This is a genomic window from Niveispirillum sp. FG156 (assembly GCF_057809555.1).
Map to the genome: position 1 here is coordinate 164,402 of NZ_JBMDKE010000002.1, position 17,208 is coordinate 181,609.

The 17,208-nt window shown below is 63.0% G+C and carries 16 protein-coding genes; 12 read left to right on the forward strand and 4 right to left on the reverse strand.

Annotated elements, in window-relative coordinates; genetic code table 11:
* Nucleotides 1-19: 19 nt before the first annotated feature.
* A complete protein-coding gene (locus ACODSP_RS02005; protein WP_488963959.1) occupies nt 20-994 on the reverse strand; it encodes an alpha-E domain-containing protein in 975 nt (324 codons plus the stop codon).
* Between the two features lie 14 nt (nt 995-1,008).
* A complete protein-coding gene (locus ACODSP_RS02010) occupies nt 1,009-2,586 on the reverse strand; it encodes a circularly permuted type 2 ATP-grasp protein (protein ID WP_488963960.1) in 1,578 nt (525 codons plus the stop codon).
* Between the two features lie 657 nt (nt 2,587-3,243).
* Here ACODSP_RS02010 and ACODSP_RS02015 point away from each other — a divergent pair.
* The gene (locus ACODSP_RS02015) at nt 3,244-3,780 is read left to right on the forward strand and encodes a hypothetical protein (protein WP_488963961.1); all 537 of its coding nucleotides are present in this window, start codon (nt 3,244-3,246) and stop codon (nt 3,778-3,780) included.
* A gap of 242 nt (nt 3,781-4,022) precedes the next feature.
* Here ACODSP_RS02015 and ACODSP_RS02020 read toward each other — a convergent pair whose 3' ends face one another.
* Nucleotides 4,023-4,424 (reverse strand): GreA/GreB family elongation factor, encoded by a 402-nt coding sequence (locus ACODSP_RS02020; RefSeq protein ID WP_488963962.1) that lies wholly within the window; start codon nt 4,422-4,424, stop codon nt 4,023-4,025.
* 307 nt (nt 4,425-4,731) lie between these two features.
* Between ACODSP_RS02020 and ACODSP_RS02025 the strand changes: the two genes are divergently transcribed.
* The 11 genes from ACODSP_RS02025 (at nt 4,732) to ACODSP_RS02075 (ending at nt 14,748) form a co-directional block, all read left to right on the forward strand.
* Nucleotides 4,732-4,884 carry a DUF3309 family protein gene (locus ACODSP_RS02025; RefSeq protein WP_488963963.1) on the forward strand — a complete coding sequence of 51 codons (153 nt, stop codon included), beginning with the start codon at nt 4,732-4,734 and terminating at the stop codon, nt 4,882-4,884.
* A 185-nt stretch (nt 4,885-5,069) separates the two neighbouring features.
* Nucleotides 5,070-5,546 (forward strand): nucleoside deaminase, encoded by a 477-nt coding sequence (locus ACODSP_RS02030; RefSeq protein WP_488963964.1) that lies wholly within the window; start codon nt 5,070-5,072, stop codon nt 5,544-5,546.
* 11 nt (nt 5,547-5,557) lie between these two features.
* Nucleotides 5,558-6,190, forward strand: coding sequence for a bifunctional nicotinamidase/pyrazinamidase (gene pncA, locus ACODSP_RS02035; protein ID WP_488963965.1), 633 nt, complete (start codon nt 5,558-5,560; stop codon nt 6,188-6,190).
* Between the two features lie 102 nt (nt 6,191-6,292).
* Nucleotides 6,293-7,015 carry a glycosyltransferase family 2 protein gene (locus ACODSP_RS02040; protein ID WP_488963966.1) on the forward strand — a complete coding sequence of 241 codons (723 nt, stop codon included), beginning with the start codon at nt 6,293-6,295 and terminating at the stop codon, nt 7,013-7,015.
* Nucleotides 7,012-7,338 carry a lipid-A-disaccharide synthase N-terminal domain-containing protein gene (locus ACODSP_RS02045; RefSeq protein ID WP_488963967.1) on the forward strand — a complete coding sequence of 109 codons (327 nt, stop codon included), beginning with the start codon at nt 7,012-7,014 and terminating at the stop codon, nt 7,336-7,338. Before ACODSP_RS02040 ends, ACODSP_RS02045 begins: the two co-directional genes overlap by 4 nt.
* The gene (locus tag ACODSP_RS02050; RefSeq protein ID WP_488963968.1) at nt 7,335-9,002 is read left to right on the forward strand and encodes an ArnT family glycosyltransferase; all 1,668 of its coding nucleotides are present in this window, start codon (nt 7,335-7,337) and stop codon (nt 9,000-9,002) included. The genes ACODSP_RS02045 and ACODSP_RS02050 overlap by 4 nt, the downstream gene beginning before the upstream one ends.
* 78 nt (nt 9,003-9,080) lie before the next feature.
* On the forward strand, nt 9,081-9,548 hold the full coding sequence (locus ACODSP_RS02055; protein ID WP_102113248.1) for a RidA family protein: 468 nt from the start codon (nt 9,081-9,083) through the stop codon (nt 9,546-9,548).
* Nucleotides 9,549-9,782: 234 nt separating this feature from the next.
* Nucleotides 9,783-10,961: a GNAT family N-acetyltransferase gene (locus tag ACODSP_RS02060; protein ID WP_488963969.1), complete on the forward strand. Its 1,179-nt coding sequence runs from the start codon at nt 9,783-9,785 to the stop codon at nt 10,959-10,961.
* Between the two features lie 93 nt (nt 10,962-11,054).
* Nucleotides 11,055-12,236: a GNAT family N-acetyltransferase gene (locus tag ACODSP_RS02065; protein WP_488963970.1), complete on the forward strand. Its 1,182-nt coding sequence runs from the start codon at nt 11,055-11,057 to the stop codon at nt 12,234-12,236.
* Between the two features lie 208 nt (nt 12,237-12,444).
* The gene (locus ACODSP_RS02070; protein WP_488963971.1) at nt 12,445-14,067 is read left to right on the forward strand and encodes a tetratricopeptide repeat protein; all 1,623 of its coding nucleotides are present in this window, start codon (nt 12,445-12,447) and stop codon (nt 14,065-14,067) included.
* 141 nt (nt 14,068-14,208) lie between these two features.
* A complete protein-coding gene (locus tag ACODSP_RS02075) occupies nt 14,209-14,748 on the forward strand; it encodes a thioesterase family protein (protein WP_488963972.1) in 540 nt (179 codons plus the stop codon).
* A 236-nt stretch (nt 14,749-14,984) separates the two neighbouring features.
* Here ACODSP_RS02075 and ACODSP_RS02080 read toward each other — a convergent pair whose 3' ends face one another.
* A complete protein-coding gene (locus tag ACODSP_RS02080; RefSeq protein ID WP_488963973.1) occupies nt 14,985-17,117 on the reverse strand; it encodes a prolyl oligopeptidase family serine peptidase in 2,133 nt (710 codons plus the stop codon).
* Nucleotides 17,118-17,208 lie beyond the last annotated feature (91 nt).

Consider the following 17,208-nt stretch of genomic DNA (forward strand, 5'->3'; position numbering starts at 1 on the left):
GGGGTGGTGGGGCGGGGGATCAGGCCGATAGCGTACCCGGTTCGTCGATCAGGAAAAAGGCCTGTGCGATGTCATTGGAGAGCTTGCCGAAATTGATCTGCAAACCGTCCAGATATTCGTGCAGGCCCACCGAAATGACGGACTCGATGGTCTGGTTCGACAGGTTCCCCAACAACTCGTCCGACCGTTCCAGCGGCAGGGTGCCGCGGCGCAGGCGGTATTTGCTGTTCAGCCGGTTCAAGAGACTGTCCACCTCCCGCATGCAGACCAGCACGGAGCGGGGGAAATTGTCATTGAACAGCAGGAAGCCCGCCACCGCCGCCGGGGTCATGCCGCGCGGATAGACGCGGCGGAACGCGTGGTAACCGGCGGCGGAGCGCAGCAGGCTGTTCCACTGGCTGATATCGATGGGGGTGCCGATGTCGCGCGGGCTGGGCAGCAGGGTGTGATACTTGATGTCCAGCACGCGGGTCGCCTGATCCGCCCGCTCCAGATTGCGGCCCAGTTGATAGAAGTACCAACCCTGGTCGCGGAAGAAGGTACCCTCGGTAATGCCCGTATGGGTCTGGCAGGCTTCTTTGATGGAGGCACAGAGCCGCTGGATATTGTGCTGGGCCAGATCGGTGGCCGGTTCCAGCGCCAGCAGGCGGTTATAGAACATGTTGAGATGCGCCCACATCTCCGTCGAGATCAGGGGGCGCAACTGCCGCGCATTCTCCCGTGCTGACGCGATGGCGGCGATGATGGAGGTCGGGTTGTTCTGGTCCAGCACATAGAAATTCAGCACATTCTTGACGGTGGCCGTGGGATACAGCTCAAAGAAGCGCTTCTCATCGGCGTTCAGGCGCAGGATCGGCAACCAGTTGGTGGACCCGAAACTGTCGCGGGCAAAGGTTTCATGCACATCCAGGATGCGGGCCAGATTTTCGGCACGCTCCATATAGCGGGCCATCCAGAAGATGCATTCGGCGTAGCGGGCGAGAAGGGCTGCCATGTCCGGTTCTCCCCTTACTGGCTTTGCGACTGGGATGACGAAGACTGGGACTGGGACTGGGACTGGGTATGGAACGGATCGGTGCTGTCATCGGCCACCGGCTCGGTCTCCGCCTCTCCACCTTCCGTCAGGACCCAGGTATCCTTGGACCCACCACCCTGGCTGGAATTCACGATCAAGGTGCCTTTCTTCAGCGCCACACGCGTCAGCCCGCCGGGCAGCACCCAGGTGCTTTTGGCGGTGATGGCGAAGGGACGCAGGTCCACATGGCGCGGCTCAATCCCTTCCTCCGTCAAGGTGGGGCAGACCGACAGCGGCACCATGGGCTGGCTGATATAATTGGCCGGGTCCTCCAGCAGCTTGGCCCGGCATTCCTCCAGCTCGGCCTTGGTGGCGCGCGGGCCGATGGTGATGCCGTAGCCGCCTGCTTCGCCCACCGGCTTCACCACCAGCTTGTCGAGATTGTCGAGCGTATATTGCAGCGCGTCAGGCTCGCGGCAGATATGGGTGTCGACATTGGGGAGAAGCGCATCCTCGCCCAGGTAATATTTGATCATGCGCGGGACATAGGCATAGACGGCCTTGTCATCCGCCACGCCGGTGCCGATGGCGTTGGCCAGCGCCACATTGCCCTTGCGATAGGCCTCGAAAATCCCTGGCACGCCCAGAAGGCTGTCGGGATTGAAGGCCTTGGGGTCCAGGAAATCATCGCCGATGCGGCGATAGATGCTGTCCACCCGGCGCAGGCCGCCCGTGGTCTTCATATAGACCTTGTCGTCGATGACGGCCAGGTCGCGCCCTTCCACCAGCGGCACACCCATCTCGCGTGCCAGAAAAATATGCTCGAAATAGGCGGAGTTGTAGGCGCCGGGCGACAGCAGCACGACCTGCGGGTCATAGGTATCGACGTCGGGCCGGGGTGGTGCGATCTCGCACATCGCCTCCAGCAGCTTGGCGCCGTAATTCTCCACATTGCGCAGGCCAATATCCCCCATCAGATCGGGGAAGGCGCGCAGCATCATGTGGCGGTTTTCAACGACATAGGATACGCCCGACGGCACGCGGCCATTATCCTCCAGCACCCGGAACGTGCCCTCATGGTCACGCACCAGATCGACGCCGGCGATGTGGATATAGGTCTTGAAGGGCAGGGTGATGCCCTGCATCTGCGGCCGGTAATTGGCATTGCCCAGCACCAGCTCCGCCGGGATGATCCCGTCCTTCAGCACATGCTGATCATGATAGATATCATGCAGGAACATGTTCAGCGCCGCGATGCGCTGCTGCACGCCCTTTTCCAGATGCGCCCATTCCTTGGCCGCGATGATGCGCGGGATCACATCGAAGGGCAGGATGCGGTCAACGGCCTTGGCATCGCTATACACCAGAAAGGTGATGCCCAGATTGTAAAGCTCCCGCTCCGCGTCGGACGCGCGGCGCCGCAGATCATCATATTGCAATTGTCGAAGCCGGTCCTTCACGGCCTCGGTATGCGATGCCGGTTTGCTGGCCGAGCCGAACAGCTCATCATAAAAGCCGTTGGCGTCATAGGACGACAACAGGTCGTCAACACCTTTTCCAGACCCGCTCAACAGAGCCCCCTGCGCCCTTCGTGCCATGCGATCCGCTGTCGAGGGCGATGCCGACAATGGCTTCGTTTCGCATCCGCGAGATTGAGATTAACAGATCAGTAAGGTTTGACCAGAGCCTGTGTGAGCGCTCGCTACGGTTTTACTGGTTGTGGTTTTTTTGCCCTGCGGTGAGGCGGATAGGGGCCGATAGCGGCGGCTTTGGCGTCCGCACACCCGTGTGAAACATTGTTTCGGAGGCGGCTGGGATACCGCTCCGAGAAGCTCCGGACCCCGAATGCTGTCCGGGATATGAAACGCTGTGCACCATAAAATGAGGGGGTGTTTCGTATGGGCGGGGGTGTCCCGGCCCCGGAAGGAGCGGGCCGCCGGCCCTCGTGCAACGTTGTGCGACACAAAAAAGGGGTGTGTTCCGGAGGGCCGGCTATTGCCGCTCCGAAAGCAAGCAGCTCCGAATGCCGTGATGGGGATGGCATGCAGGCGTGAGAGGGGCGATGATGGAAGCAATATAGCATGGTAGCGGCGCAAAGTCAGCGGTTGGGGCTGTTGGGGAGGTGGCGAGAATAAACTTGGGACCCAAGCCCCCGCGCCCCCACCCTGACAGCCATTCCCGTCGGAACCCTTTCGGTCGGCGGAACAACAGCCTATATAGGTGCCGCAATGATGCTCCGGCTTGTGGCGATAACCCCGATCATGAAGCGCACCTATACCCGCAAGGAAGTACAGGACCTGTTGGGCGCTCTGGAACGGCAGGCGCGGGACGCCATCCGTCTGGCCAAGCAGGCGGAAGAAGAGGCGGCCAAGGATAGTTTCCTGGCCTATAACGACTTCCGCAACAAGGTCGGGGAGTTCAGGGCGCTATGCATCCTGATCGAAGGGCGCCTTAGATCCGTGGATACGGCGCGCGTCGATGACCTGAAAGAGGAATATGCGCGGCTGGATACGCTGATGCTGGGCCTGTTGGTCCGCGCGTCGATGCGGTTCTTCTTTGTGCTGTCGGCCAAGACCATGCTGCCCATGGGTGCCCGCGACATCTTTATCTCCGAACTGCGCAGCCTGCACGATGCGGCGGAGAAGCTGCGCCGGCCCGAATATGCCGCCACCATGGGCGACAAGTTGAAGGGCGATCTGGAGACGGCCGAGCTGATCCTGGAAGAGATCATCGACAAGGCGCCGGGGCTGCTGAATTTCGGATAATTGTGCGGGGGTAGGGCGCTCCCTCACCCTCCCAAGCCTTGGCAGGCTTGGGCCCCTCCCTCTCCCACTTTCGTGGGCGAGGGGCGAAACTTGGCCTTGATCCCGATATAGTCCCCCCGCCGATGTCAGTGGGCGAGGGGCGGAATTTGGTCTTGATCCTGGTCCCTCGCCCACGTCAGTGGGAGAAGGAGGGGCCCGTTGGCGTCAGCCAAGGGGAGGGTGAGGGTTGACCCCGGCGGATGCTATGCGCTGTTCACCACCTTGGTCACGGTGATGCGCTTTTCCCGGCGGTCCACGGTCTGATAGGTGATGCTCTGCCCCGGCGACAGGCCCAGAAGGGCGCAGCCTACGGGTGTCAGGATCGAGATGGCGTCGGACGGCACCGGGCAGCCGTCTTCCGGCATATGCAGGGTGCCACTGTGGCTGGTGCCGATATCATCGGTGAAATGCACCTGCGACCCGAGCCTGACAAAGGGGCGTCGCGTCGCCTGATCCACGATGTCGGCACGCAGGACCTCCTGCTGCAGGAACATCGAAATCCGCGCGTAGGAACGGTGCATGCTGTCAAGCAACGTCTCAAGCTTCTGCAAATCATCGCGCAGGATGCGGATGGGCGGGTCGCCGATCTGGACTTTGCGGTTCATCTTTTCCTCTAAAGCGTGTTCTGTTCAGTTCCTCAAACGCCGGCACCGCATCCGCGGCTTGGCTTCACGGCGCATGGGCGCCGCGGCGGCAGTCGCCGCCGGAGGTGTCTTCGGCCAACCGAAAACACCTCTGTTCGAAAACACCCCCGAAAACGGGGGCTGGGCACAGCAGGCCCCATCTGTTGGCAAAGGTCAACCCATCGCGACGTTGCGCCGCGAAAGGGGTAGCCCGTAATCGCCTGCACCCATTCGTCCTTCTGTGTTGTTGAGAAGGTGGGCGTAATGACAACAGAAGATGGAGTGCCCCATGACGACGATCCTGCTGATCATCGTGATCCTTATCCTGGTCGGTGCCTTGCCCGCCTGGCCCTATAGCCGCGGCTGGGGCTATGGCCCGTCCGGCCTTCTGGGGACCGTGCTGATCGTCCTGCTGATCCTGGTGCTGCTGGGACGTATTTAAGACCCGTCCCCTCAAGCGCCGGGCGCTGCCTCCGGCAGCTTGGGCTTACGCAGGCACGTGCCTGCGGGCCGGCGGTCGCCGGCCTGGGGGGGCATGGACCATGCCCCCGGTATAAGCTCGTGACAGGGCCGGTGTCCGGACGCTATCCCTTGGGGCTGATAACAGCTTCAAGGGATAGCGTCCGCATGTCCGGTCAAGACCAGCATTTCCTGTCACTCGCCGCCGATCTGTCCCGCCAGGGCATGGAAGGCGGGCAGGGCGGGCCCTTCGGGTCGGTGGTGGTGATGGACGGCAAGGTGGTCGGGCGTGGCTGCAATCAGGTCACCTCCACCAACGACCCCACCGCCCATGCCGAAGTGGTGGCCATCCGCGATGCCTGCCGCACCCTGGGCCGGTTCGACCTGCGCGGGGCCGTGCTTTATGCCAGCTGCGAGCCGTGCCCCATGTGTTTGGCCTCTGCCCTGTGGGCGCGGGTCGACCGTATCGTTTATGCCAATGACCGGTTCCAGGCGGCGGCGATCGGCTTTGACGATGCCCTGATCTATGAACAGGTGGCGGCAGCCCCGGACCAGCGTATCATCCCCTGCGACCACCGGCCCAATGAGGATGCCCTGTCGGTCTTCAACGACTGGGCGGAAAAGGCCGACCGCGTGCCCTACTGACGGCGGAGGTGATGGTGACGCTGTGTGCGAGCGACCTGCTGGTCCTGGTCGATATCCAGAATGATTTCTGCCCCGGCGGTGCGCTGGCCGTGGCCGATGGCGATGCGGTGGTGCCGCTGGCCAATGAACTGGCCCGGCGGTTCCATACAGCGGGCGGCGGTGTCGTCCTGACCCAGGACTGGCATCCGCCCGGCCATTCCAGCTTTGCCAGCAGCCATCCGGGCGCCGGACCGTTTCAGACCATACAGTTGGACTATGGGGAGCAGACCCTATGGCCGGCCCATTGCGTGCAGGGCACGAAGGGCGCGGAATTCCATGCCGGGCTGGATGTGCCGATGGCGTCGCTGGTGGTGCGCAAGGGCTTCCGCCCCGGCATCGACAGCTATTCCGCCTTTTTCGAGAATGACCGTCGGACACCGACGGGTCTGGCCGGCTATTGCCGGGAACGGGGCTTCACACGCCTGTTCTTTGCCGGGCTGGCCACCGATTTCTGTGTCGCCTATTCGGCGGAGGATGCGGCCCGCTGCGGCTTTGCGTCTGTCCTGCTGACGGGTGCCAGCCGGGCCATCGACCTGCACGGATCGCTGGAGGCCGCGATGGCCCGGCTGTCGGCGGCGGGGGTCATGGTGGTGGATACGCTCTGATCGGCATGGGGCGGGGGGCAGGCGCATGAAAGCGTCACTTTTCTTCCTGCCCCGAACGGATTATCCCGCCTTGGTCATGGTTCCGCACCGGCTGGAGGTTGCGTGCAGCTTTCCGTTCTGATCCCGGTCCTGGATGAACAGGACAATATCCTGCCGCTGCTGGAAGAGATTTACGCGGCCCTGGCCGCCTGTCCGGCGTTTGAGGTGCTGGTGATCGATGACGGGTCCGGCGACGCCACCCCATCGCGGGTGGAAAAGGCCCTGGCCGAGTACCCGACCCTGCGCCTGATCCGCCATGCAAGCCGTGCCGGCAAGAGTGCGGCCCTGGTCACCGGTGCCCGCGCGGCGCAGGGGGCGTGGCTGGCCTTCATCGATGGCGACCGGCAGAATGATCCCGCCGACATTCCACCCATGCTGCGCAAACTGGAGGCGGACGAGGATCTGGTCCTGGTCAATGGCGTGCGCCGGCGCCGACAGGATACGCTATCCAAACGGCTGGCATCGCGCGCCGCCAACGCCATCCGTCAGGCCATCCTGCATGATGATTGCCCGGATACGGGCTGCGGGCTGAAGCTGATCAGGCGCGACCTGTTCCTGGACCTGCCGGCCATCGACTGTCTGCACCGGTTCATTCCGGCCCTGGTGAGAGGGCGGGGGCTGACCCATGCCAACCTGCCCGTGAATGACCGGCCGCGCGTGGCCGGCGCCTCCAAATATACCAATCTGCACCGGGCCGCCGTGGGGCTTTGGGACCTGTTCGGTATCCTGTGGCTGATCCGGCGGCAGAAACGGCCCGGTGGGGCGACAGAGGTGAAGGCACCATGATCTGGACCCAGTTGAGCCAATGGTGGCACGCCGCCGTGGATGGGCAGGAATGGCTGGTCCTGTTCGGCATGTCGGCCCAGGCCATGTTCATGATGCGCTTTGTCGTGCAGTGGATCAGTTCGGAACGCGCGGGCCGCAGTGTGATGCCCGTCGCCTTCTGGTGGTTCAGCCTGGGCGGCGGCCTGCTGCTGACCATCTATGGCTTTCTGAAACATGAGTTGGTGATCATCGCGGGGCAGTTGCCGGCCCTGATCATCTATTCCCGCAACCTGCACCTGATCCGCCGCGAACGCCGTCGCGAACGCCGTGGGGCGGGGGCATGAGCCCGGATCGGGCACCGGACCAGGGGATGGGCGGCAAGGTCTGGCTGTTCCTGGCCCTGCTGGCCTTTGCCGCCTTCATCCAGGGGTTCGCCACCATCCCGCCCTTTGACCGGGATGAAAGCCGTTATGTCCAGGCCAGCCACCAGATGCTGGAAACCGGCGATTTCATCGATATCCGGTTCCAGGATGAGGCGCGGCACAAGAAGCCGGTGGGCATCTACTGGATGCAGGCGGCGACCGTCCATCTGCTGACCGGTGGGGATGATACGGGGCCGGTTTGGATGTACCGGCTGCCGTCGCTGATCGGGGCCATCGCCGCCGTCCTGCTGACGGCCTGGGCGGGGCTGGCGCTGTTTGGGCCGGGGGCGGGGACCATCGCTGCCATGATGATGGGCACCTGCGTCATCCTGGGCGTGGAAGCGCGCATGGCCAAGACGGACGCGGTACAACTGGCCTGCATCCTGGGCTGCTTTGGCGTGCTGGCGCGCGCCTATCTACGGCCCGACCGGGCCTTGCCCCTGTCGACGGCGCTGCTGTTCTGGGTGGCGCTGGGCATCGGGGTGCTGGTCAAGGGTGTGATCTTGATGGTGGTGGGTACCGCCATCCTGGCGCTATGGCTGATCGACCGGGAGGTGTGGTGGCTGCGGCGGCTGCGTCCGGCCCTGGGGCTGCCGCTGTTCCTGTCCATCATCCTGCCCTGGCTGATCGCCATCACCATCGCCACCAAGGGGGCGTTTTTCGGCACCGCTGTGGGGCATGAATTTCTGGGCAAGGGAGCCACGGGACAGGAGAACCATGCCGGCCCGCCGGGATATTTCCTGGCGACCTTCTGGCTCAGCTTCTGGCCCTGGGCACCGGTGGTCTTTCTGTCACTGCCCCTGATCTGGGCGCGGCGGCATGAGGCTTCGGTGCGCTTCTGTCTGGCCTGGATCATCCCGACCTGGGTGATCCATGAGGCGGTGGTGACCAAGCTGCCACATTACACCCTGCCGGTGCTGCCGGCGCTGGCGCTGCTGGCGGCGGCCTTGGTGGTCAATAACCGCCGCCCGGTCTTGTCCCGTGGCTGGGTCTGGGCGGCCACGGCAATGACGGTCATCGTTTCCGTCGCCTTTGCCGGGGCCATCATCGGCTTTCCGGTGCAGTTGATGGGGCAGGTGCAGGTGGGGTCGGTGCTGGCAGCGGTTGCCATTCTGGCCGTCGCCGGCCTGACGGTCTGGTTGATCCGGTCGGCCCGTGGCGATGCGGCGGCCTATGCCGTGCTGGGCACTGTCTTCGCCTATATCGGGATCTTTGCCATGGCGCTGCCCAACCTGACGCCCATGTGGCTCAGCCCGCAGGTGAAGCAGGTTTTCGACGAGAACAAGCCATGCCCCGGCAGCATCCTGGCCGCCGGCGGCTATAATGAGCCGTCGATGGTCTTCCTGGTTGGCACACAAACGCGGCTGGGTGGCGGGGAACGGGTCGCGGCCCACCTGCTGTCCGATCCTGCCTGTGCCATCGGCATGGTCACCACGGGGCGGGAGGAGGAGGCGTTTCACGCCGCCCTGCGCGCCGCTGGGCGTGAGCCGCTTCTGGTCAGTGAGCTTTCGGGCTTCAACTATTCGCGTGGCAAGAAGGCCATCCTGCATTTCTATACGCTGTCAGACCGGGTTATCGCTCCATAAGCCGTCGCCACGGGGCTTTCCCGGTGGGTGTGCCTGCTGCTATCAAGGCGGCAACGCATTCTTGTGATGGAGGTTTTCATGGCGGGTCGTATCGATGCGCGTCTGGCCGAACTGAATATCGAGCTGCCCAAGGCCGCCGTGCCGCTGGCCGCCTATGTGCCTGCCGTGCGCACCGGCAACCAGCTGTTCATCTCCGGCCAGGTGCCGATGTGGAATGGCGAACTGCGCCATGTCGGCAAGCTGGGTGCCGGCTACAGCATTGAGGAAGGGCGCGAGGCAGCCCGCACCTGCGCCCTGAATATCATCGCCCAGGCCAAGCTGGCGCTCGATGGTGATCTGGACCGGATCGTGCGGGTGGTGAAGCTGGTGGGCTTTGTGAACTCCACGGGCGATTTCAATGACCAGCCCAAGGTGATCAACGGCGCGTCCGAACTGTTCGGCGAAGTGTTCGGGGATGCCGGCAAGCATGCCCGCTCCGCGGTGTCCGCCGCCTCGCTGCCGTTTGGTGTGGCGGTGGAGATCGAGGCGATTCTGGAAGTGGCGTAACGGCGCGGGTTTCCCTCACCCTCCCGCCGGCTGACGCCGACGGGCCCCTCCCTCTCCCGCAAGCGGGCGAGGGGCTCAATAGCCCAACGCCGAGGTTTCGCCCCTCGCCCACGCAAGTGGGAGAGGGAGGGGCCCAAGCCGGAAGGCTTGGGAGGGTGAGGGGGCGACATGCATATCCTTGGCCTCGACCCCGCACGTTCTATATCCTGACCATTCAACAGCACGGCGACGCCCATGCCCGACGGTCAGGAACTGGACAATATCAGCATCGATCTTGTCCATGACATCCGCAGCATCCCGGCATCAGACTGGGATGCCTGTCTGCGGGATACGCCGGGTGGTGCCGACAATCCCTTTCTGCGCCACGCCTTTCTGGCGGCGCTGGAAAGCAGCGGGTCGGTCGGCGGCGATACGGGCTGGGATCCCCGCCATGTCGCGGTGCGCGACGGTACGGGCCGTCTTCTCGGTGTCGCGCCGCTTTATGTGAAGTACCATTCCTATGGCGAGTATGTGTTCGACCATGGCTGGGCGAATGCCCTGGACCAGGCGGGCGGCAACTATTATCCCAAGCTGCAATCCTCGGTGCCGTTCACACCCGTGACAGGCCCGCGTCTCCTGGTCCGGGCCGATGCGCCGCCGGGGGTGCATGGGGCCATCATCGCCACGCTGTCGGGCCTGGCCCGGCGCAACGACCTGTCTGGGACCCATGTCACCTTTCCCAATGAGGCCGACCATGACCGCTTCGTCGGCGCGGGGTGGCTGTCGCGCATCGGCATGCAATATCATTGGGATAATCTCGGCTATCGCAGCTTTGATGACTTCCTGGGTGCCTTCAGCAGCCGCAAGCGCAAGATGGTGCGCAAGGAAAGACAATGCGTCGCCGATAGCGGGCTGCAACTGTTTACCCTGACCGGGGCGGATATCAGGGACGAGCATTGGGATGCGTTCGACCGGCTGTACCGGTCAACGTCCGACCGGAAATGGGGCTCCCCCTACCTGACGCGGGAGTTCTTCTTCCAACTGGGTCAGGACATGGCCGACCGGGTTGTGCTGGTCATGGCGCGCGACGGCGCGCGCTGGGTCGGTGGGGCGCTCAACATGCTGGGCGAAACGACCTTGTATGGCCGGAACTGGGGCGGGTCGGAGGCATACCCGTTCCTGCATTTCGAGGCCTGCTATTACCGCGCCATCGATTTTGCCATCGAACATGGCCTGACGCGGGTGGAGGCGGGGGCGCAGGGGGAACACAAGATCCAGCGCGGCTATCTGCCCGTGAAGACCTTTTCCGCGCATTACATCGCCCATCGTGGCCTGCGCTATGCCGTCACCGATTTCCTGCTGAAGGAACGGGCGGCGATAGAGGAGCACATGGCGGAGTTGATGCAGGAAAGCCCCTATCGGCAGGAGGGCTGAGTTTCCAAAAGAGCGATGCCAAGAATCCAAAAAACACACTATCGTATATCTTGATTGTTTTTTAACGCGTTAACATAATTCGGATGTCTGGTGGTGGTCGATTGCTCCAATCAATTTACGGTCAGTATTACTGATCGTATCTCCAACATTGACGCCGATGCTTGGGATGGCTGCCTTCTTGAGACGCCTGGGGGCGACGATCACCCATTTCTACAGCATGCCCATCTACGTATTCTTGACGATTGCCGTGCCATCGAGGGCCGGATCTGGGCGGCACGCTATCTGATGGCGCGGGATGCCGCCGGTCGGCTGGTTGCGGCAATGCCCATGTTTGTCAAAGCCAGTCCGTTCGGTGATCTGGTGAATGAGCAGGCCTGGGTTGATCTGCATCGGCGGGCCGGTCGTTCCTATTATCCGAAGCTTCAGATTTGTGCCCCGTTCAGTCCGGTGACGGGACCGCGTCTTCTGCGCCGCCGTGACGCGCCGGAACAGCTGTTGTCGCGGATCATCGGGCTGGTCACGCGGTCGGCTGCATCCAGCAATCTTTCCGGCGCCCACGCCACCTATGTGAACGAAGGCGACCTGGACTTATTCAAGAAGGCGGGATGGCATGCCCGCAGCAATATCCAGTTTCATTGGCAGAACCAGGATTATCAAAGCTTTGATGATTTCCTGGAGACCCTTATCTCCCGCCGGCGCAGCATGATCCGGTCGGAACGTCACGAGGTGGCGCAGCGCGGCGTGGATATCCGGATCCTGACCGGACCTGATCTGCGCGAAGAGCATATGGATGTTTTTGCCGGCTTCTATCTTTCAACCTTCAAGAAGAAGAATTGCCTGCCCCTGCTTCCCCGGGACTATTTCCTGATGTTGGGTGAGCGTATGGCCGACCGCGTGGTTCTGGTCATGGCACGGGCGGACGGGCGCTATGTCGGCGCGACATTGAACATTCTGGGCAGCCGGACGCTGTTTTCCCGTAGCTGGGGCGGCGTGGAGGGCTTTTCCTTCCTGCATTTCGAGGTCACGAACTATCGCGCCATCGAGTTTGCGATTGAGCGCGGGCTGGCGACATTGGATGGTGGCATCGGGGGCATGCACAAGCTGAAGCGCGGCTATCAGCCTGTCACCACCTGGTCCGCCCACCATATGATGGACCCCGCCATGGACAATGCCATCGCAGGGTTGGTGAGGCAGGAGGGGGCACTGGTGGCGCGGGAGCACCTCAATCTGGCAGGGCAGGGTGCCTATCGCCGGGGGCCGTTGCTGCGTCGTTGAGCCGATTGGCGGGGGGCGGCGACATTTACCCGCCCCTTGCGGGCAAGAAACGCCGACAGGGACGCCATCCCACCCGGCATCTTTTGCCCCTTGGTCAAAAATCCGCAGATTTCCTTGGGTTCTGGTGGTTGGCACACCCTTTGCTTTTATGGCTTCGAACCGATTTGGCCCGGATGGGCCGTGAAGCGCCAAGCCAAGGAGCAACCCCATGTCCTTCGTCCAGGATTGCGTCAGCATCTCCCGTCAGCACCTGATGGCCGGTTACCTGGCCGAAGCCGAAATGAGCTGCCGCACGGCGCTTCAGGCCGAACCGGCCCATTCGGAAGCCACGCACCTGCTGGGCATCATCGCGCTGCGCTCCAACCGCGCTGCCGAGGCCAACGAGCTGTTTTCCAAGGCCATCGCGCTGGACGGCGCCAAGGCCGAATTCCACAATAGCCGCGGCGTGCTGATGTATGGCTGCCGCAGGTTCGAGGAGGCGGAGGTTGAGTTCGCCCAGGCCGCGGCCCTGGATGAAAGCGACCCGCTGTCCTACAACAATCTGGGCAATGCGCTCCGCGCCCAGGGCAAGCTGGCCGAGGCCGAGCCCTGCTTCCGCAAGGCCGTCGAACTGCGCCCCTCCTACGCCGAGGCGCACAATAATCTGGGCAACACCCTGCGGGAGATGGGTTCTCTGGCCGAGGCGGAATTCTGCTTCCGCCACTCGCTGGCCCTGCGCCCGAAGAACCTGGATGCCGCCTATAACCTCGCTGCCCTGCTGCTCTATACCGACCGTCTGGACGAGGCTGGCCGCCTGTTCGCCAATGTCCTGGCGGGTGATCCCAGCCGGGCGGAGGCCGCCATCGGTCTGGCCCAGGTGTTCCAGGGGCAGGGCCGGATCGACGATGCCATTGCGCTGCTGACCGGCGCCCATAACCGCATGCCCGACAATGCCGCCGTGCTGTTCGCGCTGCAATTGCTGCGCTCCACCCAGGTCCCCGCGTGGCACATCCCGATGATCAACGATCATGAACGCAACGACGCCTATGAGGCGGCCCTGCTGAACAATGTGAAGCCGGGGGACACGGTGCTGGAGATCGGCACGGGTTCCGCCCTGGTCGCCATGATGGCGGCGCGTGCCGGTGCCGGCCATGTCTATACCTGCGAGATGCACAAGCCGCTGGTCGAGGTGGCCCGCGAGACGGTGGCGCTGAACGGTTATGACAAGCACATCACCGTGATCGGCAAGAAGTCCACCGATCTGGTGGTGGGCCAGGACATGCCCGAAAAGGCCGATGTCTTCGTGTCCGAACTGATCAATGTCGGCATGCTGGCACCTGACATGCTGACCATTTTGCAGCATGCCCGCCAGAACCTGCTGAAGCCCGGTGCCAAGATCATCCCGGCGGCGGCCACGGTCTATGCCTCGCTGATCCAGGCCGACGACATGCGCCGCATCAGTCCGGTGCGCACGGTCTCCGGCTTTGACATGTCGAAGTTCGACCAGTTCCGCACGCCGGGTTACTGCACCATCGATCTGGCTGCCGACGCCCACCGCATGCTGTCCGAACCGGAAAAGGCCTGGTTCTTCGATTTCTACAAGAACATGCCCGACAGCGACGCCAAGGTCCTGACGGTCACCGCCTCGGAGACGGGTGTCGCCCATGGCATTGCCTTCTGGTTCGACCTGCACATGGATGAGAAGGTCGACTACCACTCCAAGTCGCCGACCCGCACCAACCACTGGAAGCAGGCCGTGTATTTCTTCAATCACGACCTGCCCGTCGTGAAGGGCCAGCCGGTGATGATCGGCACCGGCTATGACCGCACGCAGATCCACTTCTACATCTGAACGGAAATGGATCGCGGATAAGCAAGGATGGTTGGGGTTTGATTTCTTGCCGGGCCTCAAACCCGATCATCCTTGCCCAAAACAAGGGGCGGTGCCAAAAGGGCGCCGCCCTTTGTCTTTTCCGCTGTTCCGGTGCTGTCAATGAATTTGATCTTCCGCCTGCTGCGCGTCGTGCTGGCCGCCCTTCTGTCGGGCCGGCGGGTGGAGCCGTTGGGGACCTCCATCCTGGGGTTCCGTGTCTGGCTGAATGATATCGACACGAACCTGCACATGAATAATGGCCGGTACTTCACCATTGCCGATCTGGGCCGCGTCGATCTGATGATCCGCACCGGCATGTTGAAGATGCTGATGGCACGCAAATGGGCACCGGTGCTGGGCGGGGCCATGATCCGGTTCCGGCGGGAGCTGAAGCCGCTTCAGCCCTACCGCCTGAAAACCCGCGTCCTGTGCTGGGAAGGCAAATGGATATACCTGGAACATGTGTTCGAGGCGATGGACGGCCATCTGGCCGCTGTCATCGTGGTGAAGGGCGTGTTTCTGGAGCGGGGCCGGTCCATCGATACCTCGGTCCTGATGCACCATATGGGCATCGACCTGGAAAGCCCGCCCATGCCCGCCGATATCCGCGCCTGGCAGGAGGCGCAGCAGGCGGCCAGTGACCGGGTGAAGGAGGGGTGAGGAATGGTTGTGACGCTGACGGGTCCCGCACTTATGCCGTCATCCCGACGCAAGTCGGGACCCAGGATCCCAGGATCAAACCTCAACGCAGCGTCGATCAAAGCTGCCGATAGGTTGGGCGCTTGGCCCCTGGGTCCCGGCGTTCGCCGGGATGACGGAAGGGGCCAGACAGTCACCTCCCGCCCTGACAAAAAAAGGGAGGCCGAAGCCCCCCTTTCTCTGATCCGCCGCAACCGTTACCGATCAATCAGCTTCTGCGTCAGATACACGACCTGCAGCGCCGTCACCTCGGCCCGCTGTTTCAGGTTGGCCGCCGCCGAATGGCCGCCTTCCATGTTCTCATAATACATGACCTTGTGGCCCTGGCTTTCCAGCTTGGCCACGAACTTGCGGGCATGGCCCGGATGCACGCGGTCATCCTTGGTGGAGGTGTAGACGAAGGCCTCCGGGTATTTCACACCCTTGCGGACATTTTGATAGGGGCTGTATTTCGCGATCCAGGCCCGTTCATCGGCCTTTTCCGGGTCGCCATATTCCCCCATCCAGGAGGCGCCAGCCAGCATGGTGTGGTAGCGCATCATGTCCAGCAGGGGGACCGCCACGATGACGGCGCCGAACAGGTCCGGGCGCTGGGTCATGGTGACGCCGGTCAGCAGGCCGCCATTGGACCCGCCCTGAATGCCCAGGCGGGCCGGCTTGGTCACCTTGGTCTTGATCAGGTCTTCGGCCACCGACTGGAAATCATCATAGGCGCGCTGCCGGTTTTCCTTCAGCGCTGCCTGATGCCAGCGGGGGCCGAATTCGCCGCCGCCCCGGATATTGGCGACGACATAGGCGCCACCCTGTTCCAGCCAGGCCTTGCCGAACACCGACATATAGGCCGGCGTCATCGAAATCTCGAACCCGCCATAGCCATAGAGCAGGGTCGGATTGTCGCTGTTCAGCTTCATGTCCTTCTTATGGACGATGAAATAGGGCACGCGCGTGCCATCCTTGGAAACCGCGAAACGCTGTTCGGCGGTCAGGCCGGCGGCGTCGAAGCGGGCGGGCAGGGACTTGATGGCTTGCGGTGCGCCGCCATTTTCCATGATGTACAGCGTGTCGGGCTGCAGGAAATTGGTGTAGTTGACCAGCACATCGGTGCTGCTGCCATCGGTCGAGACGATGTTCAGGCTGCCATTGGCGGGCAGGGCGATATCGGCCTGGGTCCAGCCGGATGCCCCCTTGCGCGTGGCGACCAGACGACCAACGACATTGTCCAGCAGGTCCAGATAGATGGCATCCTTGGCGATGCCCACGCCCTGGATGGCCGCTGTCTCACCCGGCGAATAGATCACATCGACCTTTTCCACCGTGCCCGCCGCCGCCTGGGCCAGCGGCACTGCGATCAGGTCGCCCTTTTTCAGGGACTTGCCGGCCACGGCCCAGTCTTCACGCAGGGCCACGATCAGGTCGCCATTCATGACGCCCTTCATGTCCACACCCAGCGGCAGGGCCAGCTTCACGACCTTGCCTTCGGGCGTCAACTGGGACCATTCCTCGGTGAAGAAGTCGGGCCCGCGCTGCAACAGGATGGTGCTGCCCTCGGGCCGATGGATGCCCCAGGGACGCGCCCAGACATCCTTGACCCCAACCTCCAGCACGACCGGGGCGGCGGCCAGATCGGTCCCGCGCTTCCACAGGCGCACCTGTCTTGCATAGCCGCTGTCGGTCATGGTGCCGGGGCCGAAATCGGTGGCGACCAGCAGCGTATCCTTGTCCATCCAGTCCAAAGTCTGTTTGGATTCAACAGTTTGGAAGCCATCCTTCACAAAGGACTTGGCCGCCACGTCGAATTCACGGACCACGACGGCGTCCTTGCCGCCATCGGACAGATAGACGAGGCAACGGCTGGCATCGGCACCGAAGCAGTTATGGCCCTTATAGACCCAGTTCTTGCCCTCATCCGCCGACAGCTTGTCGATATCCAGGATCGTGTCCCAGGCCGTGTCGGCGGCCTTGTAGCTGTCCAGGGTGGCGCGGCGCCAGATGCCACGCACATGCGTCTGGTCCTGCCAGAAATTATCGACCTTGCCGCCTTCCAGGCTGCCATAGGCGATGCGGTCCTTGGCGGTCAGGACCTTTTCGGCCTCCGCCCGGATGGTCTCGAAGCGCGGGTCGTTCTTCAGGCGGGCGAAGCTTTTCTCGTTATGCTCCTTGCCCCAATCCAGGGCCTTCTGGCCCTCCACCTCTTCCAGCCAGAAGAACGGGTCCTGTTTGGCCTGTGCCTCGGCAAAGGGATGGCCCACCGGCGCATCGGCCGCCAGGGTGGGGGTCGCCGAAAGGGCGATTAGGGCTGCCGCCGTCATCAACGCGCTCCGTACTGACATTATCCGCGTATCCTTTGTTGCCTCCGATGGCCGTCCGAAGCCAACGGTTCTTATGGCTTCCTGCGTATCATCGCAGCGCGGTCGGGGTAAG